The organism is Metapseudomonas cellulosilytica (genome assembly GCF_049334135.1).
In the GTDB taxonomy this organism is placed as follows: domain Bacteria; phylum Pseudomonadota; class Gammaproteobacteria; order Pseudomonadales; family Pseudomonadaceae; genus Metapseudomonas.
Map to the genome: position 1 here is coordinate 338,882 of NZ_JBHZGN010000002.1, position 24,469 is coordinate 363,350.

25 protein-coding genes are annotated in these 24,469 nt (G+C 66.1%); 13 read left to right on the plus strand and 12 right to left on the minus strand.

The window, feature by feature from the left end; genetic code table 11:
• Positions 1–40: 40 nt before the first annotated feature.
• Both ACFW0H_RS03695 and ACFW0H_RS03700 read right to left on the minus strand, forming a co-directional pair.
• Entirely contained in the window at positions 41–499 is a 459-nt protein-coding gene (locus tag ACFW0H_RS03695; protein WP_422912544.1) for a cupin domain-containing protein, read from the minus strand.
• Entirely contained in the window at positions 499–948 is a 450-nt protein-coding gene (locus ACFW0H_RS03700) for a flavodoxin (RefSeq protein ID WP_422912545.1), read from the minus strand. Before ACFW0H_RS03700 ends, ACFW0H_RS03695 begins: the two co-directional genes overlap by 1 nt.
• Before the next feature lie 102 nt (positions 949–1,050).
• Here ACFW0H_RS03700 and ACFW0H_RS03705 point away from each other — a divergent pair, with 102 nt between their 5' ends.
• Positions 1,051–1,497 carry a PAS domain-containing protein gene (locus tag ACFW0H_RS03705; protein WP_422912546.1) on the plus strand — a complete coding sequence of 149 codons (447 nt, stop codon included), beginning with the start codon at positions 1,051–1,053 and terminating at the stop codon, positions 1,495–1,497.
• 129 nt (positions 1,498–1,626) lie between these two features.
• Here ACFW0H_RS03705 and ACFW0H_RS03710 read toward each other — a convergent pair whose 3' ends face one another.
• On the minus strand, positions 1,627–2,574 hold the full coding sequence (locus ACFW0H_RS03710; RefSeq protein WP_422912547.1) for a MerR family transcriptional regulator: 948 nt from the start codon (positions 2,572–2,574) through the stop codon (positions 1,627–1,629).
• Positions 2,575–2,806: 232 nt separating this feature from the next.
• Here ACFW0H_RS03710 and ACFW0H_RS03715 point away from each other — a divergent pair, with 232 nt between their 5' ends.
• The 6 genes from ACFW0H_RS03715 to ACFW0H_RS03740 all read left to right on the plus strand — a co-directional run bounded on the left by ACFW0H_RS03715 (position 2,807) and on the right by ACFW0H_RS03740 (position 5,872).
• Positions 2,807–3,376: an antibiotic biosynthesis monooxygenase gene (locus ACFW0H_RS03715; protein WP_422912548.1), complete on the plus strand. Its 570-nt coding sequence runs from the start codon at positions 2,807–2,809 to the stop codon at positions 3,374–3,376.
• A gap of 110 nt (positions 3,377–3,486) precedes the next feature.
• Positions 3,487–4,197 (plus strand): dihydromonapterin reductase, encoded by a 711-nt coding sequence (gene folM, locus ACFW0H_RS03720; protein ID WP_422912549.1) that lies wholly within the window; start codon positions 3,487–3,489, stop codon positions 4,195–4,197.
• 22 nt (positions 4,198–4,219) lie between these two features.
• Entirely contained in the window at positions 4,220–4,780 is a 561-nt protein-coding gene (gene folE / locus ACFW0H_RS03725; RefSeq protein WP_422912550.1) for a GTP cyclohydrolase I FolE, read from the plus strand.
• A gap of 3 nt (positions 4,781–4,783) precedes the next feature.
• A complete protein-coding gene (gene folX, locus ACFW0H_RS03730; protein WP_422912551.1) occupies positions 4,784–5,155 on the plus strand; it encodes a dihydroneopterin triphosphate 2'-epimerase in 372 nt (123 codons plus the stop codon).
• 85 nt (positions 5,156–5,240) lie between these two features.
• Positions 5,241–5,534 carry a DUF1244 domain-containing protein gene (locus ACFW0H_RS03735; RefSeq protein WP_044873575.1) on the plus strand — a complete coding sequence of 98 codons (294 nt, stop codon included), beginning with the start codon at positions 5,241–5,243 and terminating at the stop codon, positions 5,532–5,534.
• Entirely contained in the window at positions 5,531–5,872 is a 342-nt protein-coding gene (locus tag ACFW0H_RS03740; RefSeq protein WP_422912552.1) for a HopJ type III effector protein, read from the plus strand. Before ACFW0H_RS03735 ends, ACFW0H_RS03740 begins: the two co-directional genes overlap by 4 nt.
• Positions 5,873–5,938: 66 nt before the next feature.
• Here the strand turns inward: ACFW0H_RS03740 and trxB are convergent, their stop codons facing one another.
• A complete protein-coding gene (gene trxB / locus ACFW0H_RS03745; RefSeq protein ID WP_422912553.1) occupies positions 5,939–6,886 on the minus strand; it encodes a thioredoxin-disulfide reductase in 948 nt (315 codons plus the stop codon).
• Positions 6,887–7,168: 282 nt separating this feature from the next.
• Between trxB and cysZ the strand changes: the two genes are divergently transcribed.
• On the plus strand, positions 7,169–7,915 hold the full coding sequence (gene cysZ / locus ACFW0H_RS03750; RefSeq protein WP_422912554.1) for a sulfate transporter CysZ: 747 nt from the start codon (positions 7,169–7,171) through the stop codon (positions 7,913–7,915).
• Positions 7,916–8,001: 86 nt separating this feature from the next.
• On the opposite strand, the gene ACFW0H_RS03755 is transcribed toward cysZ, so the two are convergent.
• Positions 8,002–8,364, minus strand: a complete 363-nt coding sequence (locus ACFW0H_RS03755; RefSeq protein ID WP_422912555.1) for a hypothetical protein — start codon at positions 8,362–8,364, stop codon at positions 8,002–8,004.
• 396 nt (positions 8,365–8,760) lie between these two features.
• Here ACFW0H_RS03755 and ACFW0H_RS03760 point away from each other — a divergent pair, with 396 nt between their 5' ends.
• Positions 8,761–9,948 (plus strand): glycosyltransferase family 4 protein, encoded by a 1,188-nt coding sequence (locus tag ACFW0H_RS03760; RefSeq protein WP_422912556.1) that lies wholly within the window; start codon positions 8,761–8,763, stop codon positions 9,946–9,948.
• 307 nt (positions 9,949–10,255) lie between these two features.
• Here ACFW0H_RS03760 and ACFW0H_RS03765 read toward each other — a convergent pair whose 3' ends face one another.
• From ACFW0H_RS03765 to ACFW0H_RS03780, 4 genes are all read right to left on the minus strand, one after another.
• Positions 10,256–11,365, minus strand: a complete 1,110-nt coding sequence (locus tag ACFW0H_RS03765; protein ID WP_422912557.1) for an NADH:flavin oxidoreductase — start codon at positions 11,363–11,365, stop codon at positions 10,256–10,258.
• A 56-nt stretch (positions 11,366–11,421) separates the two neighbouring features.
• Positions 11,422–12,012: a TetR/AcrR family transcriptional regulator gene (locus ACFW0H_RS03770; protein ID WP_422912558.1), complete on the minus strand. Its 591-nt coding sequence runs from the start codon at positions 12,010–12,012 to the stop codon at positions 11,422–11,424.
• 145 nt (positions 12,013–12,157) lie between these two features.
• Positions 12,158–12,640 carry a glutathione peroxidase gene (locus tag ACFW0H_RS03775; protein ID WP_422912559.1) on the minus strand — a complete coding sequence of 161 codons (483 nt, stop codon included), beginning with the start codon at positions 12,638–12,640 and terminating at the stop codon, positions 12,158–12,160.
• A 126-nt stretch (positions 12,641–12,766) separates the two neighbouring features.
• The gene (locus ACFW0H_RS03780; protein WP_422912560.1) at positions 12,767–13,252 is read right to left on the minus strand and encodes an FKBP-type peptidyl-prolyl cis-trans isomerase; all 486 of its coding nucleotides are present in this window, start codon (positions 13,250–13,252) and stop codon (positions 12,767–12,769) included.
• Here ACFW0H_RS03780 and ACFW0H_RS03785 point away from each other — a divergent pair.
• The 4 genes from ACFW0H_RS03785 (at position 13,221) to ACFW0H_RS03800 (ending at position 17,964) form a co-directional block, all read left to right on the plus strand.
• A complete protein-coding gene (locus tag ACFW0H_RS03785) occupies positions 13,221–13,547 on the plus strand; it encodes a DUF3565 domain-containing protein (protein WP_422912561.1) in 327 nt (108 codons plus the stop codon). The two genes, ACFW0H_RS03780 and ACFW0H_RS03785, sit on opposite strands and share 32 nt — an antisense overlap.
• Positions 13,547–14,713 (plus strand): acetate/propionate family kinase, encoded by a 1,167-nt coding sequence (locus ACFW0H_RS03790; protein ID WP_422912562.1) that lies wholly within the window; start codon positions 13,547–13,549, stop codon positions 14,711–14,713. The genes ACFW0H_RS03785 and ACFW0H_RS03790 overlap by 1 nt, the downstream gene beginning before the upstream one ends.
• 22 nt (positions 14,714–14,735) lie before the next feature.
• Complete coding sequence (gene pta, locus ACFW0H_RS03795; protein ID WP_422912563.1) at positions 14,736–16,769, plus strand: phosphate acetyltransferase; 2,034 nt, start codon at positions 14,736–14,738, stop codon at positions 16,767–16,769.
• A gap of 289 nt (positions 16,770–17,058) precedes the next feature.
• A complete protein-coding gene (locus ACFW0H_RS03800; RefSeq protein WP_422912564.1) occupies positions 17,059–17,964 on the plus strand; it encodes an acyltransferase in 906 nt (301 codons plus the stop codon).
• 79 nt (positions 17,965–18,043) lie between these two features.
• Here the strand turns inward: ACFW0H_RS03800 and ACFW0H_RS03805 are convergent, their stop codons facing one another.
• From ACFW0H_RS03805 to ACFW0H_RS03815, 3 genes are all read right to left on the minus strand, one after another.
• Positions 18,044–18,358, minus strand: coding sequence for an EthD family reductase (locus ACFW0H_RS03805; RefSeq protein WP_422912565.1), 315 nt, complete (start codon positions 18,356–18,358; stop codon positions 18,044–18,046).
• A gap of 100 nt (positions 18,359–18,458) precedes the next feature.
• A complete protein-coding gene (locus tag ACFW0H_RS03810) occupies positions 18,459–20,624 on the minus strand; it encodes a putative bifunctional diguanylate cyclase/phosphodiesterase (RefSeq protein ID WP_422912566.1) in 2,166 nt (721 codons plus the stop codon).
• Positions 20,605–24,333 (minus strand): response regulator, encoded by a 3,729-nt coding sequence (locus ACFW0H_RS03815; protein ID WP_422912567.1) that lies wholly within the window; start codon positions 24,331–24,333, stop codon positions 20,605–20,607. The genes ACFW0H_RS03810 and ACFW0H_RS03815 overlap by 20 nt, the downstream gene beginning before the upstream one ends.
• Positions 24,334–24,469 lie beyond the last annotated feature (136 nt).

Consider the following 24,469-nt stretch of genomic DNA (forward strand, 5'->3'; position numbering starts at 1 on the left):
CCTTGGCGAATGAATTCGCCCCTACAAGGGAAAAGCAGCATCAGAGCAGCGCGGGCCCCAGCAGCGGCCAATCCTTCTGCGCCTGTGGGTCATCGGCCAGCAGGCGGAAGCCGGCGAACTCGAAGCCCGGCGCGACGGTACAGCCCACCAGGGTGTAGGCGCCCAGGGCACGGGCGGCCTGCCAGGCGTGGGCAGGCACGGCGCGCTGGGGCAGGCTGCCTTTGGCCACCGGGCCGAGGATTTCGCGGCGGACCTCAATGGGGGATTCGGCAATCAGCAACTCTAGCGGCTCGCCTTCATAGAAGTGCCAGACCTCGTCCGCATCCACCCGGTGCCAGCGGCTCACCGCACCTTCCGGGAGCAGGTAGAGGATCGCCGACGTCGCGGCGCGGCCACCCGGCAGGCGGGTGGCCGACTCGAACACCCGCCGATAGAAGCCGCCTTCCGGGTGCGGCTCCAGCTGCAGTTCGCGGATCAGGGACTCGGCACGCGGATGCATCAGGCTTTCAGCGCCGCGATAAAGGCATTCAGCCAGGGCTCGGCGTCCAGCTCCGGGGTGACGGTTTCGCTGGCGTCCAGGCGCTGCATCTCCACCACTTCGCGCAGGCCGAGTTCGGCATGGAGCTCGCGCATCAGTTCGCCGCCACCACAGAACTGGTCGTAGCTGGAGTCCCCCAGGGCCAGCACGGCGCCGGGACGGCCACGCCAGTTGGGCAGGCGATCGCGCAATTCGTGATAGAGCGGAAGCAGGTTGTCAGGCAGTTCGCCCATGCCGGTGGTCGCAGTGACGGTCAGCAAGGCCTCCGGGTCGAAGGCGATCAGTTCATCCAGGCTCACCCGCTGCAGGTAGTGGGCGTCCAGGCCGGCGGCCTTGAGCAGCTTCTCCGCGTGACGGGCAACTTCTTCGGCGGTGCCATAGACCGAGCCTGACAGGATGGCGACTTTCATGGGTACTCCGAGTCTGGGGCGTAAGGCCGCGCATTATGCCGCAACTGGAAAGGTCGGCATGATGCCTTAGACTGCTTCCGGTCAGGTCAGAAGAGCCGCAACATGATCAACGTCAAGCTGCTGCAACTGGTGATAGACGCGTCCAACGACGGCATAGTGGTCGCCGAGCAGGAGGGTGAGGACAACATCCTGATCTATGCCAATGCCGCCTTCGAGCGCCTCACCGGCTACTCCCGCGATGAAATCCTCTATCAGGATTGCCGCTTCCTCCAGGGCCAGGACCGCAACCAGCTGGGCCTTGCCGCGATTCGCCAGGCCCTGCGCAGCCGCGTGCCCTGCCGGCAGATCCTGCGCAATTACCGCAAGGACGGCAGCGCCTTCTGGAACGAGTTGTCGATCACCCCGGTGTTCAACGAGTCCGACCAGCTCACCTACTTCATCGGCATCCAGAAGGACGTCACCGAGCAGGTGGAAGCCCGCCAGCGGGTGCGCGAGCTGGAAGCCGAACTGGCCGCGTTGAAGGCCGAGCTGGCGGCGCTCAGAAGCTGATTCGTAGGGTGGATAGCGCTCTTCAATCCACCATTGCGGTGGAAATCCAACACGTGGATTTTCACCCTACGGATCAGGCCATGCGGCATATTCTTCACACCCGTGATGGTTCTGCCACCGTGCGACAGCTCAGGTATCCAGATGCCCGGCGAGGAATTGCCGCAGGCGCCGCTGCATGAGCCGTCCCTCGCCGCCCAGGCAGGCCACCGGGGTGCCATCCAGGTCTTCGCCCATCAGGTCGGCGGTTTCGCCGGCCAGGGCCAGGGGACAGTCCAGGCCGAGGGCCAGGCGGTTGAGCTGGTGGCCAAGGTCGTCGGCCGGCGGGTGGTTGGAGAAGAGCACCAGCGCCTGGGGCTGCAGCTTGCCGCAGACCATCGCCAGCTCCGCCAGCGGCTGGCCCAGGCCCAACACGCTGACCGCCACGTCGCTGCTGCTCAGCAGCAGGCCGGCCACCAGCAGTTCCAGTTCGCGGCCCTGCCCCGGCAACGGCGCCAGGATCACCCGCGCCTGCTGGCCACAGCGGGCCAGTTGCAGGCGCTGCAGGACACGGGCACGAAGGAAGCTGTCGAAGAACACCCATTCGCTGCCGCGGCCGTACTCGTCCTGGCGCAGCAGCAACTCCTGCCAGACCGGCATCAGTACGTCGGCGAACACCACGTGCAGCGGATAGGTCGAGAACACCTGACCGTAGACCCGCTCCAGTCCGCTCTCATCCAGGGCGGCGACGGCGGCACGCACCTGCCCCCGCCACTCGCTCCACTCCCCCGCCGCACGCTCGTGGTAGGCCGGCGCCGCCAGTATCCTGGCCGCCTGGCTGCGGGCCAGCAGTTTGCCCACCTTGCTCACCGACACGCCGCGCTCGATCCAGGCCAGGATGCTGCGCACCGACTCGACATCGGCCAGGGAATAGAGGCGGTGGCCGCTTTCGGTGCGGGTCGGCTGGATCAGCCCGTAACGCCGTTCCCAGGCTCGCAGGGTGACCGGATTGACGCCCGTCAGGCGCGCGACCTCGCGGATCGGGAAGAGCTCTTCCTGTTTCTGGGCGCCCGAGGCGAGGGATGCACCGGATTCGGTCATGGCAGGCTGTCGTCAGGGGATGGATTCAGGAAGTTTAAACCTTGTTGCGACGATTCCAATCAGCCGGGACCCGCGCCGCCTGGGGCACGACTTGCCGGTCATCCTTCGCGCTGGCGCTTTGCCGAAAAACCGGAATAATCCTTGCCTCTTTTTCTCCGCAGCCCACCACCCCGGCGCTGCGAGATGCGTCCCGCCCTACCCGGGTGGTCGCCTGGCCGCAAGGAGATACACAATGTCTGCCGATCCCGTCACCCTGATGGTGGCCCGCCGCGTCGCCCGCGAGCGCTACCACGACTTCATGGCCTGGCTGCGCGAAGGCGAGCAACTGGCCGCCGACTTTCCCGGCTATCTCGGCTCCGGTGTGCTGGCGCCGCCGCCGAATGACGATGAATTCCAGATGGTCTTCCGCTTCGCCGACGAACCGACCATGGCCGCCTGGGAGCATTCCGCCTCGCGCCGTGCCTGGCTCGAGCGCGGTACCGGGCTGTTCGAGCAGCCGCACGAGCACCGCGCCCTCGGCCTGGACGCCTGGTTCGGCAAGGCCGAGCAGCGGCCTCCGCGCTGGAAGCAGAGCGTGGCCATCTGGCTGGCGTTCTTCCCGGTATCCCTGGCGTTCAACCTGCTCTTCGGTGGCTGGCTGGGCGAACTGCCGCTGGCCCTGCGGATCTTCCTCAGCACCCTGGTGCTGACGCCGCTGATGACCTATTGGTTCATCCCGCTGTCCACCCGGCTCCTTGCCCCCTGGCTGCAAGGCAGGCGCGCGGCCATGGCTCGCAACCCGGTCGCCGTGCAGCCGCGCTGAGGGTCGCCGCCCGCGTATTTGTGCAACCCCCACCCCTGGTATAACGTGGTGCAGATTCGGCCTGCACCACCCTCTCCGCCGGCCACCACCCCTCAGCTCCCGAGGCGTCCATGAGCCGACCCGCCGCCCCGATCCTGATCACCGGCGCCAGCCAGCGCGTCGGTTTCTACTGCGCCGAACGCCTGCTGGGCGAGGGCCAGCCGGTGATCATCAGCTACCGCACCGAGCGCGAAGGCGTGCAGCACCTGCGCGAGCGCGGAGCCCTGGCACTGCAGGCGGACTTCTCCAGCGAAGCCGGTATCCTCGCCTTCATCGCCGAACTCAAAGGCAGCACCGACAGCCTGCGCGCCATCATCCATAACGCCTCGGACTGGCTGACCGAAGCGCCCGGTCAGGAGGCGGAGGCCTTCCAGCGCCTGTTCAGCGTGCACATGCTGGCGCCCTACCTGATCAACCTGCACTGCGAGGAACTGCTGCGCCACAGCAGCCCGGCGGACATCATCCACCTGAGCGACGACGTCGCGCGCAAGGGCAGCGAGAAACGCATCGCCTACTGCGCCAGCAAGGCCGGGCTGGACAACCTGACACTGTCCTTCGCCGCGCGCTTCGCCCCGCACATCAAGGTCAACGGCATCGCACCGGCGCTGGTGATGTTCAACGCCGACGACGATGCTGACTACCGACGCAAGACCCTGGCCAAGTCGGCGCTGGGGATAGAACCCGGTCCGCAGGTGGTCTACCAAAGCGTGCGCTACCTGCTGGACAACCCCTACGTCACCGGAACGACGCTCACCCTCAACGGCGGCCGCCACTTGCGGTGAAGCGGCCGGGAGGACTGCAACCATGAACGACGAACTGACCCGCAACTACCGGGAGATCCTGCTGGGTGTGGGGGAAGACCCGGACCGCGAAGGCCTTCGCGACACCCCCGGGCGTGCCGCCAAGGCCATGCGCTTCCTCTGCCATGGCTACCAGCAGAGCCTGGAGGAAGTCGTCAACGGCGCCCTCTTCGCCTCGGACAACGACGAGATGGTGACGGTCAAGGACGTCGAGCTCTATTCCCTCTGCGAACACCACTTGCTGCCCTTCATCGGCAAGGCCCATGTAGCGTACATTCCCACCGGCAAGGTGCTGGGGCTGTCGAAGATCGCCCGCATCGTCGACATGTACGCACGGCGGCTGCAGATCCAGGAGAACCTCACCCGGCAGATCGCCGAGGCGGTGCAGGAAGTTACCGGCGCCGCCGGTGTGGCGGTGGTGATCGAGGCCCAGCACATGTGCATGATGATGCGCGGCGTGGAGAAGCAGAACTCGGTGATGAGCACCTCGGTGATGCTCGGAGCCTTCCGGGAATCCCAGAACACCCGCCACGAATTCCTGAAATTGATCAAGCGGAGCAACTAGAGAATGCCGAGACTGGAGCCTGGAATGGCGCGAATCCGCGTCAAGGACCTGCGCCTGCGCACCTTCATCGGAATCAAGGAAGAGGAAATCCTCAACAAGCAGGATGTGCTGATCAACCTCACCATCCTCTACCCGGCCGAGGAAGCGGTACGGGACAACGACATCGACCATGCGCTGAACTACCGCACCATCACCAAGGCCATCATCCGCCACGTCGAAGAGAACCGTTTCGCCCTGCTGGAACGCCTGACCCAGGAAATCCTCGACCTGGTGATGGCCAACCCCAGCGTGCGCTATGCCGAAGTGGAAGTGGACAAGCCCCACGCGCTGCGTTTTGCCGAATCGGTTTCGATAACCCTGGCCGCCCATCGCTGAGGCGGCTCCGACCCGATTGCCGAGGCCAAGGAGGGCTCTTATCATCCCGCCCAATTCCTCCCGCAAGCCCCAGGAGAATCCTGCCATGACCGAGCAAGAACGCCTCGAACTCGAAGCTGCAGCCTTCCGCAGTCTGGTGCAACACCTGCGTAGCCGCCCCGATGTGCAGAACATCGACCTGATGAACCTCGCCGGCTTCTGCCGCAACTGCCTGTCCAAGTGGTACAAGGCCGCCGCCGACGATCTCGGCCTGGACGTCACCCCGGACCAGGCGCGCGAAGAGATCTACGGCATGCCCTACGCCGACTGGAAAGCCAAGTACCAGAAAGAAGCCAGCGCCGAACAACAAGCGGCCTTCAACAAAGCGAACAAAGAATGAGCGACCTGAACGACTTCCGCGCCCGCCTGCACAGCGACCAGTACCTCTTCGCCGACACCCTGGCGTTCATCGCCGCGGGCTACGACTACCAGCAGAGCGCCTTCAGCAACGGCGCTGTGGAAAACGCCGCCGGGCAGAACGAAGGCTCCTGCAAGACCCTCGGCCTGGCCCTGCTGGAAGGCTTCAGCCTGGAAGAGACCCTGCTGGCCTTCGGCGAGCACTACCGCGCCGTGCTGGCCACCCCCGAGGGCAGCGACCACGGCAATATCCGCGCCCTGATGGCCACCGGGCTGGCAGGTGTGCGCTTCGAGCGCCAGTCGCTCAAGCGCAAGGCCTGACGCCAACCCAAGGCGGCTGCCAAAGAAAAAGCCCCGCGAACGCGGGGCTTTTTCTTCATGCCGGGATCACTGCGCGTCGAGGTAACGCTCGACATCCAGCGCCGCCATGCAACCGGCGCCAGCCGAGGTGATGGCCTGGCGGTAGACATGGTCGGCCACGTCGCCGGCGGCGAACACACCGGGGATGTTGGTGGCGGTGGCGTTGCCATCACGGCCGCCGTTTACCACCAGGTAACCATCCTTGAGCGCCAACTGGCCTTCGAACAGCGAGGTGTTCGGGGTGTGGCCGATGGCGACGAAAAGGCCATCCACCTTCAGCCCGTCGCTGCCGCCATCGTTGCGCTTCAGGCGCACGCCGGTGACGCCCATGGCGTCGCCCAGCACTTCGTCCACTTCGGCGTTCAGCTTGAGCTCGATCTTGCCCTCGGCAACCCGCGCCTTCAGCTTGTCCTGAAGGATCTTCTCGGCGCGGAAAGTCTCGCGGCGATGCACCAGGGTCACTTTGCTAGCGATGTTGGCCAGGTACAGCGCCTCTTCCACGGCGGTGTTGCCGCCGCCAACCACCGCCACTTCGCGGTTGCGGTAGAAGAAGCCATCGCAGGTGGCGCAGGCGGACACGCCCTTGCCCATGAACGCCTGCTCCGAGGGCAGGCCCAGGTAACGGGCGCTGGCGCCGGTGGCGATGATCAGTGCATCGCAGGTGTAGCTGCCGCTGTCGCCCACCAGGGTGAAAGGCTTGCCGGCCAGGTCGACGGCGTTGATGTGGTCGAAGACGATTTCGGTCTCGAAGCGTTCGGCATGCTCCTGCATACGCTGCATCAGCGCCGGGCCGGTGAGGCCGTGGGGGTCGCCGGGCCAGTTGTCGACTTCGGTGGTGGTGGTCAGCTGGCCGCCCGCCTGCATGCCGGTGATCAGCAGCGGCTTGAGGTTGGCGCGGGCGGCGTAGACAGCCGCGGAGTAACCGGCGGGACCGGAACCGAGGATGATGACCCGCGAATGACGTGCTTCGGACATGGCTGACTCCTGCCCCGAGGGCAATAAAAAGGAGCCGCTGCGGCACTTGGGGAAGGCTTGGGTGCAGGGGCTCCGTTGAACCGGGTCTGGCCATTTCCAGCTGGCCAGGAATGGTCGCAAGGTTACCGACCGCCCCTCGATAGCGGAAATACCCCCTCTCAATCCCACCCATAGGAAGCGCCTATTGGCCCAAGGCGAAATTGTTCCTGGCCGTTTCCGAACTATCCTCGATGCCGGCAAAGCCGGTAAGGTCGGCGCGTTTGCAACCTTGGGGGACCCACGATGCCTGCACCCGCACTATCCGGGCCGCAATACCTCGGCGAAGGACTGAAACTGGTCTTGAGTCCCGGCCTGCGCCTGTTCGTCCTGCTGCCGCTGACCGTCAACCTGCTACTGTTCACCGCCCTGATCGGCTTCGCGGTCCAGGAATTCAGCGGTTGGGTCGACGCCTTCATGCCCAGTCTCCCCGACTGGCTGAGCTTCCTGCAGTACCTGATCTGGCCGCTGTTCGTGCTGCTGGTGGTGGTGCTGGTGTTCTTCAGCTTCACCATGCTGGCCAATATCATCGCCGCACCCTTCAACGGTTTCCTCGCCGAAAAGGTGGAAGTGGTGGTACGCGGCCAGGACGACTTCCCGACCTTCAGCTGGGCCGAGCTGATGGCCATGATCCCGCGCACGGTGGGCCGCGAACTGCGCAAGCTGGCCTACTTCCTGCCACGCGCCGGGGCGCTGCTCATTCTCTCCTTCATCCCCGGTGTCAACCTGCTGGCTACGCCGCTGTGGATCGTCTTCGGCATCTGGATGATGGCGGTGCAGTACATCGACTACCCGGCGGACAACCACAAGCTGGGCTGGAACGAGATGCTCGCCTGGCTGCGCGAGAAGCGCTGGCAGAGCCTGGGTTTCGGTGGCGCCACCTACCTCGCGCTGCTGATCCCCTTCGTCAACATCCTGATGATGCCCGCCGCCGTGGCCGGCGCCACCCTGTTCTGGGTGCGCGAAGGCGGCGACAAGGCACTGGTGAAGTAACGCCGGTAGGCTCGATTGACTCGCCCCCCGGCAGGGCTCCCACGGTACCCCGTGGAACCCTGCCGAGGGGCGAAAGCCGGGATCGGCTATGAGCTGCGTTCGGGCGTGCAGGAAAGCCTGGCATCCGTGCTGCGGCCTATTGGCCGGCTGTCGACGATCACCAGCGCACTGGTGCCCGGCTCGAGCAGCAGTCGCTTGCCCGCCGGGCGCATGGCGTCGGCCACGCCCGGTTCGACCCGGCACAGGGCAGCTTGCGCACCGCGGTTGGTGAGTTTGAGTACCTGACTGGCGCCCCGGCTGATGGCAGAAGAATCGACTGTATGGATCAGGGGTGCGCTTAGCGCCAGGTCGATATCGAGGCCGTTCAGTTCAGCCTCCATCCTGGCGTCGGCAAAGGCCATCAGCGGCAGGCAGGCCGCGAATCCGCTTATGAGGAGCACGTTGTTCATCTCGAACCTCCGGGAGATTCAGAGGAAGCCTCTACATGGCCGTAGAGGCGAGGCGCCTAGCCCCGGACCGGGGAAGTCCCATGGCTAGATCGATCCGCAACCGGTGAGCGTCCGGTGCGGATGCGTTGCCCATCAGGTCGGGGGATGTGGTAACTGCCAGACCATCCGCTGCCCCATGCATTGAGCAAAGGATTACGCAGCCCTCTCGGCATGAGGGACATGCGCTATCAATTCTAGGAGAGTCCGGGCCAATCCCCCGGCTGCGCGACGGCCGTACCCAGGCGCGGGCATCCCGGCGAGCCTCTCCTCGCCCTGCCCCGCCCGCGCGGCGATGGCGTCATTCATCGGTCACAGGGTTGTCATACGGGCATCATCGCCGGCACCGATATTGGCTCCATGACCACAGCCCCCCTGTACATCTCGCTGATCAGCGAAACCTTCCTGCCCGAAGTCAACGGCGTGGCGAATACCCTTGGCCGCCTTTGCGATGGCCTGCGCGCCTCCGGCCACCGGCTGCAGCTGGTGCGCCCGCGCCAGTCCTGTGACAACGGCCGCAGAAGCGACGACGACCTGCTGCTGATCCGTGGCTGGCCCCTGCCGGGCTACCCGGGCCTGCAATGGGGCCAGTCCTGCCTGCACAAGCTGCTGCGCCGCTGGCGCCAGCGCAAACCGGATGTGCTCTACATCGCCACCGAGGGCCCGCTGGGTTTCTCCGCCCTGCGCGCCGCGCGGCGCCTGGGCATTCCGGTAGTAAGCGGCTTCCACACCAACTTCCAGCAATACACCGGGCATTACGGCGCAGGCCTGATGACCCGCCTGCTGACCAACTACCTGCGCTGGTTCCACAACGCCACGCGTCTGACCCTGGTACCCAGCGTCAGCCAATTGCAGGACCTCACCCGGCGCGGCTTCGAACGCCTGCAGCTGTTGTCCCGCGGTGTCGACGGCCAGTTGTTCAATCCGGTCCGCCGCAGCCCTGAACTACGCGCGCAATGGGGCCTGGGGGAGCGGGACATCGCGGTGCTCCACGTCGGCCGCCTGGCGGCGGAGAAGAATCTGGGCCTGCTCGGCGACACCTTCCTGCGCCTGCAGCAACGTTATCCACAGCTGCGGCTGAAGCTGGTGATAGTGGGTGACGGCCCGCAGCGAACCCCGCTCCAGCGCGCCCTGCCGGACGCCATCTTCTGTGGCGTGCAGCGCGGCGAGGAACTGGCCCGTCACTATGCCTCAGGAGACCTGTTCCTCTTCCCCAGCCTCTCGGAAACCTTCGGCAATGTGGTGCTCGAAGCGCTGGCCTCGGGCCTGGCGGTGGTCGCCTTCGACCAGGCCGCGGCGGCCCAGCACATCCGCCACGGCCATAACGGTGCCCTGGCCATGCCCGATCAGCCATCCAGCTTCATCGACGCGGCCAGCTGGCTGCTCGAAGACCCGGAAAGCCTGCGTCGCGTGCGCCTCAATGCGCGGATGCACGCCGGTCGCCAGGGCTGGGAAGCCATCGTCCAGCAGTTCGAACAATACCTGCTGCATGCCCGTCGGCCGGAGTTGGAAGCGCCCGTCGGCGGCAGCCTGCCTCCCCGCGTTTAGGTGAAGGCCACGGCCGGCGCCGTAAAGACCAAGCGGAGCGAGCCCGGCCCCAGGGGGCGGTGCTGTCAGCCCAACTGACTGCGGGTTTGGCAGGAGTCGGAGCGGTGGATGCTTCTCACCCCAGCCCCGCTCTGCGCCCCGGCCAGAACGCTTCGCGTTCTGGCGCTCACAGGCACAGGAAGCAGTGCTTCCAAAAACGCGCCTGTTCGCCCCAGAGCGAGAGGGAGCAGTCCGTGCCGGATTGATACAGCGAGCCAGACGCAAGCTCCAAAGCAGAAGCCCCGCCAAGGCGGGGCTTCTTCAGGTCTTACACCAGGCTCACCAACGCATCCCGGCTGAACGGCAGGATGTCCTGCATCCGGCCCTCACGCACCTTCACCGCCCAGTCGGGGTCCACCAGCAGGGCACGGCCCACGGCGACCAGGTCGAATTCTTCCTTGTTCAGGCGCTCCAGCAGGCCTTCGATATTGGCCGGCTGGGCAACCTTGTCGGTCTTGACCATGAACTGCAGGAACTCGCCATCCAGGCCGACGCTGCCGACGGTGATGGTGGGCTTGCCGGTGAGCTGGCGGGTCCAGCCGGCCAGGTTGAGGTCGGAGCCTTCGAATTCCGGCTCCCAGAAACGGCGGGTGGAGCAGTGGAAGATATCCACACCGGCATCGGACAGCGGCTTGAGGAAATCCCCCAGGGCTTCGGAGCTGGTCACCAGACGGGCGGTGTAGTCCTGCTGCTTCCACTGGGAGAAGCGGAAGATCACCGGGAAGTCCGGGCCGACGGCGGCGCGGATGGCCTGGATCACTTCGATGGCGAAGCGCGAGCGGTTGGCCAGGCTGCCGCCGTATTCGTCGCTGCGCTGGTTGCTGCCTTCCCAGAAGAACTGGTCGATCAGATAGCCGTGGGCGCCGTGGATTTCCACGCCGTCCATGCCGATGGCCTTGGCGTCGCGGGCGGCCTGGGCGTAGGCGGCGACCACTTCCTGGATGTCGCCCTTGGTCATGCCGTGGATCACCACCTGGCCGTCCTTCACTTTCTCCATCGGGCCGTAGCCGGGCACGCCGGCGTCAGGCTCGGTGCCCAGGCGGCGCACGTTGCCCACGTGCCAGAGTTGCGGAACGATGCGGCCACCCTCTGCGTGCACGGCGTCCACCACTTCTTTCCAGCCAGCCAGGGCGTCCTCGCCGAAGAAGCGCGGCACGTGGGGATAGCCGTTGGAAGCCTTGTGACCGATGGTGGTGCCCTCGGTGATGATCAGGCCGACACCGGCGGCGGCGCGGCGGCGGTAGTACTCCACCACCTTGGCGTTGGGCACGCCGCCCGGGGAGAAGGAACGGGTCATGGGCGCCATCACCACACGGGTCGGCAGTTCCAGGCCGCCGAGGCGGAAGGGTTCGAAGAGGGCTTGTACGGGAGCGGACATGGGTTCTCCTGTGGCCGGCCAGATGACCGGTCGTCTCGGTTTCAAGGCATGGAAAGTCAGGCCCGGAGCAGCAACTCCAGGCGGTCGACGAATGCGTTCATGGGCGTGGTGCCGCCGCCCACTTTCAGGCGCGTGAGCACACCCTGCCAGGCGTTGGCGATAAAGGCTGCGAGGTTGGCGCAGTCTTCATCGGCGGGCAGTTCGCCAGCGGCCACGGCCTCTTCCAGGCAAGCCTGGAGGATGTCCACCGAGCCCTGCAGGATGCCTTCCACCTGCGCGCCGATGGCGGGCGACAGCTCGGCCATCTCGTAGCCGAGGCTGCCGATGAAACAGTGGTACTCGGGCTTTTCGCGGCTGGAGAAGTGCGCCAGCAGGTCGCGGTAGTACGCGAGTATGCGCTGGCACGGGCTCAGCGCCGGATTGGCCAGGGCCTGGGCATAACGCTCCAGGCGCGGCTGGTAGAGGTGCTCCAGCGCCTGCAGGGCGAAATCTTCCTTGCTGGCGAAGTAGTGATAGAAGGAGCCCTTGGGAATGCCCGCGGCCTGGACGATCTCCTGCACGCCGGTACCGTGGTAGCCACGGCGGGTCATCACCTGGGAGCCCTTGGCGAGGATGAGGTCGCGTTTGTCGAGTCGGATACTGGTCATGGCGGCGAGCATATGACCGGTCGTCTCGCCCTGCCCAGCACTATTGATCTGCGTGATTGGTGGCCACAGGCCGGAGGGATGGCGTGCGAATGCGTGGGGGGGAGGCGGGGCGGTTCCTTCCGCCCCGGTCATGAGTGGGGGTGAATCAGGCCAGGGCCTTCTCGACGGCCTGGATCAACGCGGGGTCTTCCGGCGCCGTGCGCGGCGAGAAGCGCGCCAGCACGCGGCCGTCCTTACCGACGAGGAACTTCTCGAAGTTCCAGGTGATGTCGCCGGGGAACTCGGCCCCCTCGCCCGCCAGCAGGCGGTACAGCGGATGGCGTGCCGAGCCGTTGACCTCGATCTTGCTGCCCAGGGGGAAGGTCACGCCGTAGTTCAGGCTGCAGAACTCGCGGATCTCCTCCTCGCTTCCCGGCTCCTGGGCGGCGAACTGGTTGCAGGGCAAGCCCAGCACGGTGAAGCCTTTGTCACGGTATTGCTGGTAGAGCTTTTCCAGCCCGGCGTACTGGGGGGTCAGGCCGCACTTGGAGGCGACATTCACCACCAGAACCACCTGGCCCTTGTAGGGCGCCAACGGCAGATCCTGACCGTTGAGCGCACGCAGTTTGAGGTCGTGAAACACACTCATGACTGACTCCTCGAAAATCTCAGGGATTTCACAGCAGACAAAAAAGGCGCCCCGGGGCGCCTTTTTCGGTTCTTTCAGCTTAGCAGCCGGGTCGCGGTTTGCCGGGTCGGCAGTCGCGGACGGCCGTCAGTGGTGGTGACCGCCTTCGCCGTGGATGTGGCCGTGGGCGATCTCTTCGTCGCTGGCGTCACGCACCTTGACCACCTTGACCTTGAAGTTCAGGCGCTGGCCGGCCAGCGGGTGGTTGCCGTCAACGGTGACGTCGTCGCCGTCGATATCGCGGATGGTGACGATCTGCATGCTGCCGTCCGGGCCGGAGGCGTGGAACTGCATGCCGACTTCCAGCTGATCCACGCCTTCGAACATGGCGCGGTCCAGGGTGGCGACCAGCTCGGCGCTGTACTCGCCATAGGCGTCTTCCGGCTCGATGGCAACGTTCAGCTCGTCGCCGGCTTGCTTGCCTTCCAGGGCACGCTCCAGGCCGATGATGATGTTGCCGGCGCCGTGCAGGTACACCAGCGGGGCGCCGCCGGCGGAACTGTCGATCACCTCACCGGCGTCGTTGGTAAGGGTATAGTCGATGGACACGGCCTTGTTGGCGGCGATCAGCATGGTGCGAGACCTTCTGCGAATGAATGATGAACGAGCAAGTTTAACCGCGCGGCCAGTCGATTGCGACCCGAACGCGGACGGGCGGCCGCGGCTGGTCGGCTACAGACAAGATGAAGACGGTCACTGGGTGGCGGTGCTTTCCTGCGGCCATACTCAGCATCTGCGGCACCAGCCGCCCTGGCAATCCCGCGCCTGGGTACTCGACCCCGAACGGCGCGCCGCCCAGTTGGGCCACCTGTTCCCCTGCGGCTGGTGCGCCCAGGGCCTGGCCCCCGAATCCACCGAGGAAACCTGATGCCCGCACGCAACATCCTGGTGATCCACGCCCGCAAGACTTCCCTGCGCTTCGCCCTGGTCAACGAAGCCCACAGCCAGTTCATCCTCCACGGCCTGGCCGAAGGGCTCGGCAGCCGCGACGCCGAACTGCGCTGGCAGCGCGGCGGCGACAAGGACAGCCTGATGATCCCCAACGCGGACCATCGCGCCGCGCTGTCCCAGTTGATGCCCATCGTCCAGGGCGCCGCTGGCGGCAAGCTCCACGGCGTCGGCCACCACGTCCTGCATGGCGGCGAACTGTTCAATTCCGCCCGCCGCATCGACGCCCAACTGATCCGCCGCCTCCAGGCCCTCGCCCCGCTGGCGCCGCAGCAGATGCCGGCGAGCCTGGCGGGCGTCGAAGCCGCCATGCACCTGTTGCCGAGCCTGCCCCATGTGGCGGTGTTCGACACGGCGTTCCACCAGAGCATGCCCGAGCACGTCTACCGCCTGGCCCTGCCGGACGCCGTCTACCGCGATCACGGCCTGCGCCGCTACGCCTTCCACGGCAACAGCCACCGCTACGTCAGCCACCGCGCCGCCGAACTGGCGGGGCTCTCCATTGGCGACAGCTGTTGGCTTTCCGCCCACCTGGGCGAGCACAGCTCCGCCTGCGCCATCGTCAACGGCCAGAGCCGCGACGCCAGCATGAACCTGGTGATGGCCACGCGCAGCGGCGACATCGATCCGCACCTCTACACCCAGCTGCACCGCAGCCTCGGCTGGAGCCTGGAGAAGATCGACCAGGTGCTGCGCCAGGAAAGCGGGCTGCTCGGTCTTTCCGCGCTGGCCAGCGACATGCGCAGCCTGGAGAAGGCCCGCGACCAGGGTCACGCCGGCGCCACCCTGGCGATCGAAGTCTTCTGCTATCGCCTGGCCAAGACCCTGGCAGCCGTGGGCTGCGCCCTGCCGCAACTGGACGGGCTGATCTTCACCGGCGAGATAGGCGAGAATTCGCCCCTTGTGCGCAGCCGCACGGTGGATCACCTGAAGCTGCTCAACCTGGCCATCGACCGCGAAGCCAACGCCCGTTGCGTGCGTGGCGTCGCCGGCCCCATCCACAAGCGCGGCCATCCGCGCGTGCTGGTGGTGCCGACCAACGAAGAACGCCAGATCGCCTTCGACACCCTGGCCCTGCTCGCCTGAATCACCTTTGCCAAGGAGCCCCATGCACTGTTTTTTCATCGCCCCGACCGGCTTCGGCGTCGGCCTCACCTCCACCAGCCTCGGCCTGGTGCGCGCCCTGGAACTGGCCGGCCTGCAGGTCGGTTTCTTCAAGCCCGTGGCCCAGCCCCATCCGGGTGACCTCGGCCCGGAACGCTCCACCGAACTGGTGGCCCGCACCCACGGCCTGAAACCGCCCACGCCACTGGCGCAGTCCCAGGTGGAACGGATGCTCGCCGACGGCCAGCTGGACGAGCTGCTGGACGAGATCACCGGCCTCTTCCAGCACGCCGCCCAGGGCAAGGACGTGGTGATAGTCGAGGGCATGGTGCCGACCCGCCACGCCAGCTACGCCGCACGCATCAACTTTCACCTGGCCAAGAGCCTGGACGCCGACGTGCTCCTGGTCTCGGCGCCGGAAGACGAGAGTCTCTCCGAGCTGTCGGACCGCCTGGAGATCCAGGCCCAGCAGTTCGGCGGCCCGCGCGACCCCAAGGTGCTGGGGGTGATCCTCAACAAGGTGCGCGACCAGGACTTCGTGCGCCGCCTCAAGGAACAGTCGCCGCTGCTGCGCGGCGACGACTTCCGCGTCCTCGGCAGCGTGCCCTGGCTGGACGAGCTGAACGCGCCGCGCACCCGCGACGTCGCCGACCTGCTGCAAGCCCAGGTGATCCACGCTGGCGACTACGACCAGCGCCGGGTGCAGAAGATCGTGGTCTGCGCGCGTACCGTGCCCAACACCGTGCAGCAGCTGAAGCCCGGCGTGCTGGTGGTGACCCCGGGTGACCGCGACGACATCATCCTCGCCGCCAGCCTGGCCTCCATGAACGGCGTGCCGCTCGCCGGCCTGCTGCTCTCCAGCGATATCCCGCCCGACCCACGCACCCTGGAACTCTGCCGGGGCGCCCTGCAAGGCGGCCTGCCGGTACTGAGCGTGGCCACCGGCACCTACGACACCGCCACCAACCTGAACCGGATGAACAAGGAAATCCCGGTGGACGACCGCGAGCGCGCGGAGAAGGTCACCGAGTTCGTCGCCCGCAACCTCGAACTCGACTGGTTGCGCGCCCGTTGCGGCGCCCCGAGCGGCCAGCGCCTGTCACCGCCGGCCTTCCGTCATCGGCTGCTGCAGCAGGCCCAGCTGGCCGGCAAGCGCATCGTCCTGCCCGAAGGCAGCGAACCGCGCACGGTGCAGGCCGCCGCCGCCTGCCAGGCGCGCGGCATCGCCCATTGCGTGCTGCTGGCCAAGCCTGAAGATGTACACGCCGTGGCGCGCGCCCACGGCATCGAGTTGCCCGCGGGGTTGGAAATCCTCGATCCGGATCGGGTCCGCGAGCGCTACGTGCAGCCCATGGTGGAGCTGCGCCAGAACAAGAGCCTGAACGCCCCCATGGCCACCGCGCAGCTGGAAGACAACGTCCTGCTCGGCACCATGATGCTGGCCCTGGACGAGGTGGACGGCCTGGTGTCCGGCGCCATCCACCCCACCGCCAACACTATTCGCCCGGCCCTGCAGCTGATCAAGTCGGCCCCCGGTTACCGCATCGCCTCGTCCGTCTACCTGATGCTGATGCCGGACCAGGTGGTGGTCTATGGCGACTGCGCGGTGAACCCCGAGCCCGACGCCAGGGACCTGGCGGAAATCGCCCTGCAGAGCGCCGACTCCGCCGCAGCCCTGGGCATAGTCCCGCGGGTGGCGCTGATCAGCGATTCGGGCGACGCCGCGGAACTGGGCAAGGTCCGTGAAGCGCTGGAGCTGGCCCGCGCCGCCCGCCCCGACCTGCCCATCGACGGTCCCCTGCCCTACGCCAGCGCGGCCCAGGACGGCCGCTCCACGGTCTTCGTGTTCCCCGACCTGGCCAGCGGCGATGCGGCCTACAAGCAAACGCAGCAGGGCGACCATGTGGTCAGTGGCGGGCTGATGCTCCAGGGCCTGCGCAAGCCGGTGAACGACCTGCCCCGCAACGTGCTGGTGGACGACATCATCCACACCATCGCCCTCACGGCGATCCAGGCGGCGTGCGGCAACGAGGGCTGACCTTGCTCTTCTGTGGGGGCGAATTCATTCGCCAAGGGCTGCGCAGCAGCCCCTGTGAATTCCAAGGGCAGACCTTCGGCCTGCTTGGCGAATGAATTCGCCCCTACAGGAATACGTGCAGCCCTACGCTCTTCGCCCTCGCCTCGACCACCTGGTCACCCTTCGCGCTTGCAGTCCAGTGAACAACCGTTAACCTTGGCCACCATTCTGCCCGCCGTCAGGGATTGCCGCGGGTCCGGTCCATAACGAGGTGGCCACGACCACCCCACGGTGAGGCTTCATCCCTGCCATGCTCAGCTTTATCCCTTCCTCCCTGCGTGGCGCACTGGCGGCGCTGCTGCTGGCCCTCAACACGCTGTTCTGGTGCATCCCGCTGTTCGCCGTCACGCTGCTGAAGTTGCTGCTGCCCTTGCGCGCGGCCAGGGGCTTGCTGAACTGGGCAGCCAGCTCCATCGCCGAAGGCTGGATCAGCTGCAACAAGGCGTGGATGAGCCTGGTGGGTGACACCCGCTGGGACGTCAAAGGCCTGGAAGGCCTCGATTACCAGTGCAGCTACCTGGTCACCAGCAATCACCAGAGCTGGGTGGACATCCTGGTCCTGCAGCACCTGCTCAATCGCCGCACTCGCCTGTTGCGCTTCTTCCTCAAGCAGGAGCTGATCTGGGTTCCGGTGATCGGCCTGTGCTGGTGGGCGCTGGATTTCCCCTTCATGAAGCGCTACTCCAAGGCCTACCTGGCCAAATATCCGGAGAAGAAGGGCAAGGATCTGGAAACCACTCGCCGCACCTGCGCCAAGTTCCGCGACAATCCGGTGGGCATCTTCAATTTCCTCGAGGGCACGCGCTTCACCCGCGCCAAGCACGACGCACAGGGCTCGCCCTTCCGGTACCTGCTCAAACCCAAGGCCGGCGGCATCGCCTTCGTGCTGGACGCCATGGGTGAGCAACTGCACTCGCTGATCAACGTCACCATCCACTACCCGGATGGCAATCCGAGCTTCTGGGCCCTGCTGGCCGGCCAGCTGCGCCAGGTGGTGGTACGCATCGAGAAGCTGGAAATCCCCCGCGAGTTCATCGGCCGGAACTACGACCAGGACGAGCACTACCGCCTGGCCTTCCAGCAATGGGTGAACCGCCTGTGGGAAGCCAAGGACGCCCAACTGGCGCGCCTGCACCAGCAGTTCCCGGCGGCCTGAACGCGGACCCGATGGTGGGCTTGGACCCACCCTGCAGGCTGAAACGAGAAGCCCGCCGATTGGCGGGCTTTCTCTTGCTCTATGAAGTCTGTAGCACCTCATCTACCTGGAGCAGGGGCGCCAGGTTGGTGTAGTTGGGGATATCGGCGCTGATCTCGTCGCCGTTCAATTCCAGCGTGCTGCGCAACTCCTCCACAGACAGTACCCAGATGTTGGCCATGCAGATGAACGGCGCCACGGCGCCATCCACCGAGGCCAGGCCCTTGCGGACTTCGACCTTCACCAGGTTTTCGCCGATCAGGCGGGCCAGGAGCGGGATGTGTTCCTCGCAGTAGTAGGTGAAGTCGAACTTGGCGCCCGGCGCATTGGGGTACGCCACAACAAAGCAATACATGGAGCCTCCTTATCGCGATATGCCGGGGACGTGGTCCCGGATGCCCCGACAGGTGAAGTGTAGGCCCGCTATTTCCGCTGTGCGTGATGGCCTTCGCCGATCAGGAAGACGGCGTGGGCAAGAGGCTGCCAGCAGCACCCTCGCGTAGTGCACGCCAGTCCACCAGCCGCGGAAAGGCTTCCGCCTTGGCCACCGGCAGTCCCGGCGCCACCAGAAAGCCCTGCATGAAGGTGCAGCCGTGTTCCAGCAGCCAGTCACGCTGGGCGATGGTTTCCACGCCTTCGGCTATCACCTCCAGGCCCAGGTGGCGGCTGAGGTCGATGATGGTGCTGACCACCGCGGCGTCGCGTCGGGATTCCAGCATGTTGGAGATGAACAGGCGGTCGATCTTCAGGGTGTCCAACTCGAAATGACGCAGATACGCCAGGGATGAATAGCCGGTGCCGAAATCGTCGATGGCGATGCGCACACCCAGGGCACGTAGCTGCCGGAGCTGGTCGCGCGTCAGCTCCAGGTCCTGCATCAGCGCACTCTCCGTGACCTCCACCTCCAGTTGCTCGGGTCGCAGGTTGAACTCACCCAGCACCCGCCGCAGATCGTCCACCAGTTGCGGCATGCCGAATTGCACCGGACTGACATTGAGGCTGATGACCAGGTCCTGACCGAAGGAAGCCCCCCAGGCGCTGCACTGGCTGGCCCCTTCGCGCAGCACCCAGTCGCCCAGGCGGTTGATCAGGCGGGTTTCCTCCAGCAACGGGATGAAGACATTGGGCGCCACGGTACCGGCGACCCGGTGTTCCCAGCGCAACAAGGCCTCGAAACCGCGCAGGCGGCCGGTTTCCAGATGGATCTGCGGCTGGTAGACCAGATGGAAGTCCTTCTGCTCGATGGCATTGCGCAGGCTTTCCTCCAGCATCAGCCGGGAGCGGGCGCGACCATTCATTTCCGGCGAATAGAAGCGGTACTGCTGGCGCCCGGCGCGCTTGGCCTCGTACATGGCGATGTCCGCCGCCCGCAGCAGGCCGTCCACGCTCTGCCCGCACTCGGGGAAGCAGGCGATGCCGACACTGGCGCCGAGGGTGATGTCGATACCTTCGATGCGATGGCGCACCGAGACCAGTTCGATCAGTTTCTCCGCCACTCGCGCGGCATCTTCGGGGTGGTCCAGGGTGTCGAGCAGCGCGGTGAACTCATCGCCGCCCATACGCGCAAGGATGTCGTAGGGTCGCAGGCAGTTCTTCAACTGCTCCGCCACCCGGCGCAACACACGGTCACCGGCCTCGTGGCCGAGGGAGTCGTTGATCAGCTTGAAGCCATCCAGGTCCAGGTAGAGCACCGCCATGCGCTTGCCATTGCGCTCGATGCGCGCCAGCGAAGCTTCCAGCGCCTGGTGGAAGCCGCGGCGATTGAGCAATCCGGTCAGGGCATCGGTGATGGCCTGGGATTCCAGTTGCGCGTGCAGCTGGCGCACCACGGACATGTCCAGGGCGATGACCACCATGGAGCGCTGCAAGCGCGGCAGGGGCGAAGACGACAGCGCCACCGGCAGGCGTTCACCGCCCAGCGTCTTCAGACAGGCGTCGTGGAGGCGATAGGTCTCGTTCTGCTTCCAGTGGCGGTAGAAGTCCGACAGCTTCCATTCGCCGCCCACCTCCGGATAGGCGATCAGGCTCAACAGGGGCCGGCCTACCAGGTCGCCCACCGTGCCCTGGAGCATGTGCGCCATGGCGGGGTTGGCGAAGCTGATGAGGCCGTCCTCGCCCACCACCAGGATGCCCTCGGCGGCGTTTTCCAGCACCGAGGCATTGAAGGCGCGGGCACTGTCCAGCTGCTGGCTGAGATGCAGGAGATCGCGGCGGTTGCGCTCGTGGGCCAGCAGGGACTGGATCTTGTGGCGCAGCACCTGGGGGTCGAAGGGTTTGAGGATGAAATCCACCGCGCCGGAGGCGTAACCGCGCAACACCGCATCCTGGGTGTGGGCGATGGCGGAGATGAAGATGATCGGCGTGTAGCGGGTCAGCGGGCTGCTGCGCATCAGCCGCGCCACCTCGAAGCCGTCCATGCGTGGCATCTGCACGTCCAACAGGACCAGGCCGACTTCCTCCTCCAGCAGGCATTGCAGCGCCGCCTCACCGGAATCGACGGTGCGGACCTGCCATTCGCCATCGTCCAGCAGCGCCTCCATGGCGGCGAGGTTTTCCTGGCGGTCGTCCACCACCAGCAGGACATTGGCGGCAGGGGCTTGTTTAGGCTGCGGGTGCGCCATGGCAACCTCCCGGTTGTTCCAGCCAGCGGTAGAGCATGTCCAGGAGCTCCTGGCGAGTCACCGGCTTGGCCAGGTAGTCGTCGGCGCCGGCGGTGATGCATTTTTCCCGGTCACCCTTCATCGCATGGGCAGTCAGGGCGATGATCGGGATGCCGCAGCCATGCTCCTGCTTGAGCACGCGGGTCGCGGTGTAGCCGTCCATATTGGGCATGGCCATGTCCATCAGGATCAGGTCGAAGGGTTCGCGCTGGAAGCAGTCGATGGCTTCCAGGCCATCTCGGGCGGCCGTGACCTTCATGCCGGTTTCATCGAGCAGCGCACTGAGCGCGTAGATGTTCCGCACATCGTCATCCACCAGCAGCACGCGGCTGCCTTCCAGGGGGTCCACCACCGCGCCCGGCTGCGGCTGGCGCAGGCCGGCGAGGAAGCCCTGGACCGCCGAACTGAGGTTGTCGAGGTCCTCCCCCGCCTTGCGCACCACCACCGCCGAGTAACGGCGCAGGCGCTGCAGGTTCTGCTGGTTGACATCGACCCCGGTGTTGATGACCACCCGCGAGCCATCCAGGGATCGTTCCCGGTCGAGGCTGTCGAGCAGCTCGAAGCCGTCCTGGTCGGGCAGGTCCAGGTCGATCACCAGCGCGGAGAAATCGCTCTCGGCATAGGCCCTGCGAGCGCCCTCGCCGCTGGCGCTGGCCACCACGTTGAAGCCCAGTTGCTCCAGGTGCTCGCGGTAGTGCTCGCGCTCCACGTCCACATCCTCCACCAGCAACAGCTTGCGCTCATCCGGCGGCTGGCCGCCCTCGAGGTCATTGAAGACCTTCTCCAGGTCCTCGCGGGCGATGGGCTTGACCAGGTAGCGGGTAGCGTCCTCGTTCCAGTCCTGGGGCTGCGGCACGCAGGAGATGATGTTCACCGGGGTGGTGCGGTGATTGGCCTGGCCGCGCAAGCGCCGGTAGATCTGCCAGCCACTGATGTCGGGCAACAGGATGTCGAGGATGACCGCGGCGAAGCGTTCTTCCTGCAGCAGGCCGATGGCCTGCCTGCCGCTGCGGCAATGGACGCTGGAGAAACCATGGGCCTGGGCTTCTTCGGCGATCACCGAGGCGAAGTTGACGTCGTCTTCGACGATCAGCACCGCCGGCCCCTGGCCAATGCGCACCGGCTGCGCGGGCACGTCCTCGTCCTTCGGCTGGTTGGCGGCCACCGCCACCGGCAGGCGCACGATGAAACGCGAGCCCCGTCCCGGCACGCTTTCCAGGCTGATCTCGCCGTCCAGCGCCAGTACCAGCTGGCGGGTGATGGCCAGCCCCAGGCCGGTGCCGCCGAAGCGCCGGCTGGTGGAGCCGTCGATCTGCTGGAAAGCCTGGAAGATGCGCTCATGCTGGTCTTCGGGGATGCCGATGCCGGTGTCCCGGACGACGAAGCGCAGCACCTCGCGTTCATCCATTGCAGCAGCCGTGTCGAGCTCCACGGAGAGTTCCACATCACCCTGTTCGGTGAACTTGAGCGCGTTGGACAGCAGGTTGCGCAGGATCTGGTGCAGACGCACCCGGTCGCTGTGGATAACCCGCGGCACGCCGGCCTGGACATGGGAGGACAGGCGCAATCCCTTGATTTCCGCCATCGGCCGCAGGCTGCCATCCAGTTCGGCGAGCATGTCCTGGATGTTCAGCGGTTCCAGTTTCAGCTGCATGCGCCCGGCCTCGACCTTGGCCAGGTCGAGCACGTCGTTGATCAGCTGCAGCAGGTCGCCGCCGGCGCGATGAATGATGTCCGCGTGGCGCGTCTGTTTCTCGGTGAGGTTGCCGACCATGTTCTGCCGCAGCTGGTCGCTGAGGATCAGGATGCTGTTCAGCGGCGTGCGCAGTTCATGGGACATGTTGGCAAGGAATTCGGACTTGTAGCGGTTGGCCAGCATCAGCTGCTCGGCCTGGTCGCGCAGACGCTGCTCCGCCGCCTTGCGTTCGCTGATGTCGATGATCACCGCCTGCACCAGGGTTTCGCGGCCGGCGCGGATGGGCGACAGGCCCACCTCCAGCGGGATCATCTGACCATCCCGATGCTGCCCGAACAGCTCGCGGTTGCTCCCCATGCGCCGCTGCTCGGGCTTGCGCTGGAAGCCCTCGCGCAGGTCCGCATGGGCGTCGCGCAGGGCCTCGGGCAGGAGCATTTCCACCGGGGCATCGAGCAACTGCTGGCGGGTGTAGCCGAACAGTTGCTCGGTCTGGCGATTGACCATGGCGATCCGGCCGCGGGTATCCACCAGGACGATGGCATTGGGCGACGCTTCCACCACCAGGCGGAAACGCTCCTCGGCGCTCTTGCGCGCCTGCAGGTCGACGAGGTTGATCAGAAAGCGCTGGCCAACGCCATGATTCAGGCTGCTCAAGGTGAGCGCCACGGGAATTCGCTCGCCCCCTTCCGGCAATGCCTCCACCTCGATCAGTTGGGTCGGGGACTGGTCGATGTTCCCGCTCTGCAACGCCGGGGCATTGGGCAGGAAGCGCTGCACACGCTGCCCCGGCAGGTGCCCGGCATCGCAGGCCAGCAGATCGCCCGCACTGGCGTTGGCCATCTCGATCCGGCCCTCGGCATCGCAGATCAGGGTCGCGACCGGCAGGTGCTGCAGCAGCAGGCGGAAGCGCTCTTCCCGCTCGGCGAGTTCGGCGGTGGCAACCTGACTGAGCTGCAGCTGCCGCTCGCGCTGGTAGAGATACCCCCCCACCAGCAGGGACAGCAGCAGCGCCGCGGCCATGCCGGTCCAGAGGCTGAAGGTGATGCGGTTGTTGCCCTGCATCGCTTCGTACTCGGCGGTACTGCCCACCCCCAGCGCCCAGGTGCGACCGAACAGATGGATCTCCTGGACCTGGTGGAAACGTGGCGGGACAGCCTGCTCGATCTGCGCCAGCAGGGGTGCCTCGGGGCTGCCGAGATCCTTGAGGTCGATGCTGTAGAGCTTGGCCTGGGTGCCCAGGATGCCCTCCATCAGGTCGTGCACGCGGAACGCGCCACAGACCATGCCGAGCAGCGCCGCGCGGCGCTCCTCGGCTGTGGTGATGGGCGCCTCCGGGCGATACACCGGCATATAGAGCAGCAGTCCGCTCTGCACTTCCTGGTCGGTTTCCTGCCTGAGCTTGATCGGCCCGGTGAGGCTGGCTTCGCCGGTATCCCGCGCCACATCCAGGGCCTGCCTGCGCACGTCCTCGGTGAGCATGTCGAAGCCCAGGGTGCGGCGGTTGCGCCAGTCCATGGGGCTGCTGTACTGCACCACGATGTACTCGTCCCGCGGGCCCTGGGGGACGACGCGGAAGTCGCGGCGGCCCTGTTCCCAGATTTCGCCGACGAATTCATTGAGCTCGTCGTGCTTCAGATAGCGTGCCCAGGCCAGCGCCTGGATGCCCGGATAGCGGTCCTGCAGCTGCAACTGGTCGGAGGCCCGCGCCCACTCCTCGGCCGATACGGCGGTACTACCGACCACCAGGCCGGACATGCCGCGCAACACCATCTCGTAGGCGCGCATGCGCGTACTGACGCGCTGGGCGATTTCCTCGGCCTCGATCTTGAACCGCTGTTCGTACTCGGTCCGGTTGCGCGCTTCGAGGGCCAGCCATTGCCACAGCACCAGGCCGCCGAGCACCAGCATCAGGGCCAGCGTCACCAGCAAGGGCAGCAGGTACTTGCGAGAAAGGGGCAGCTGTCGATCGTCCATGCCATCTCCTGTCCAGTCCGTGGCCGTCGCCGCGCCTCTAGGGGGCACTGGTCGACGATTGCGACGGGGCTCAACGGAACCCTGCATCGCAGTCTAGACAGGAATGTTGAAACTGGCGTTGCGCCAGCAGACGAAC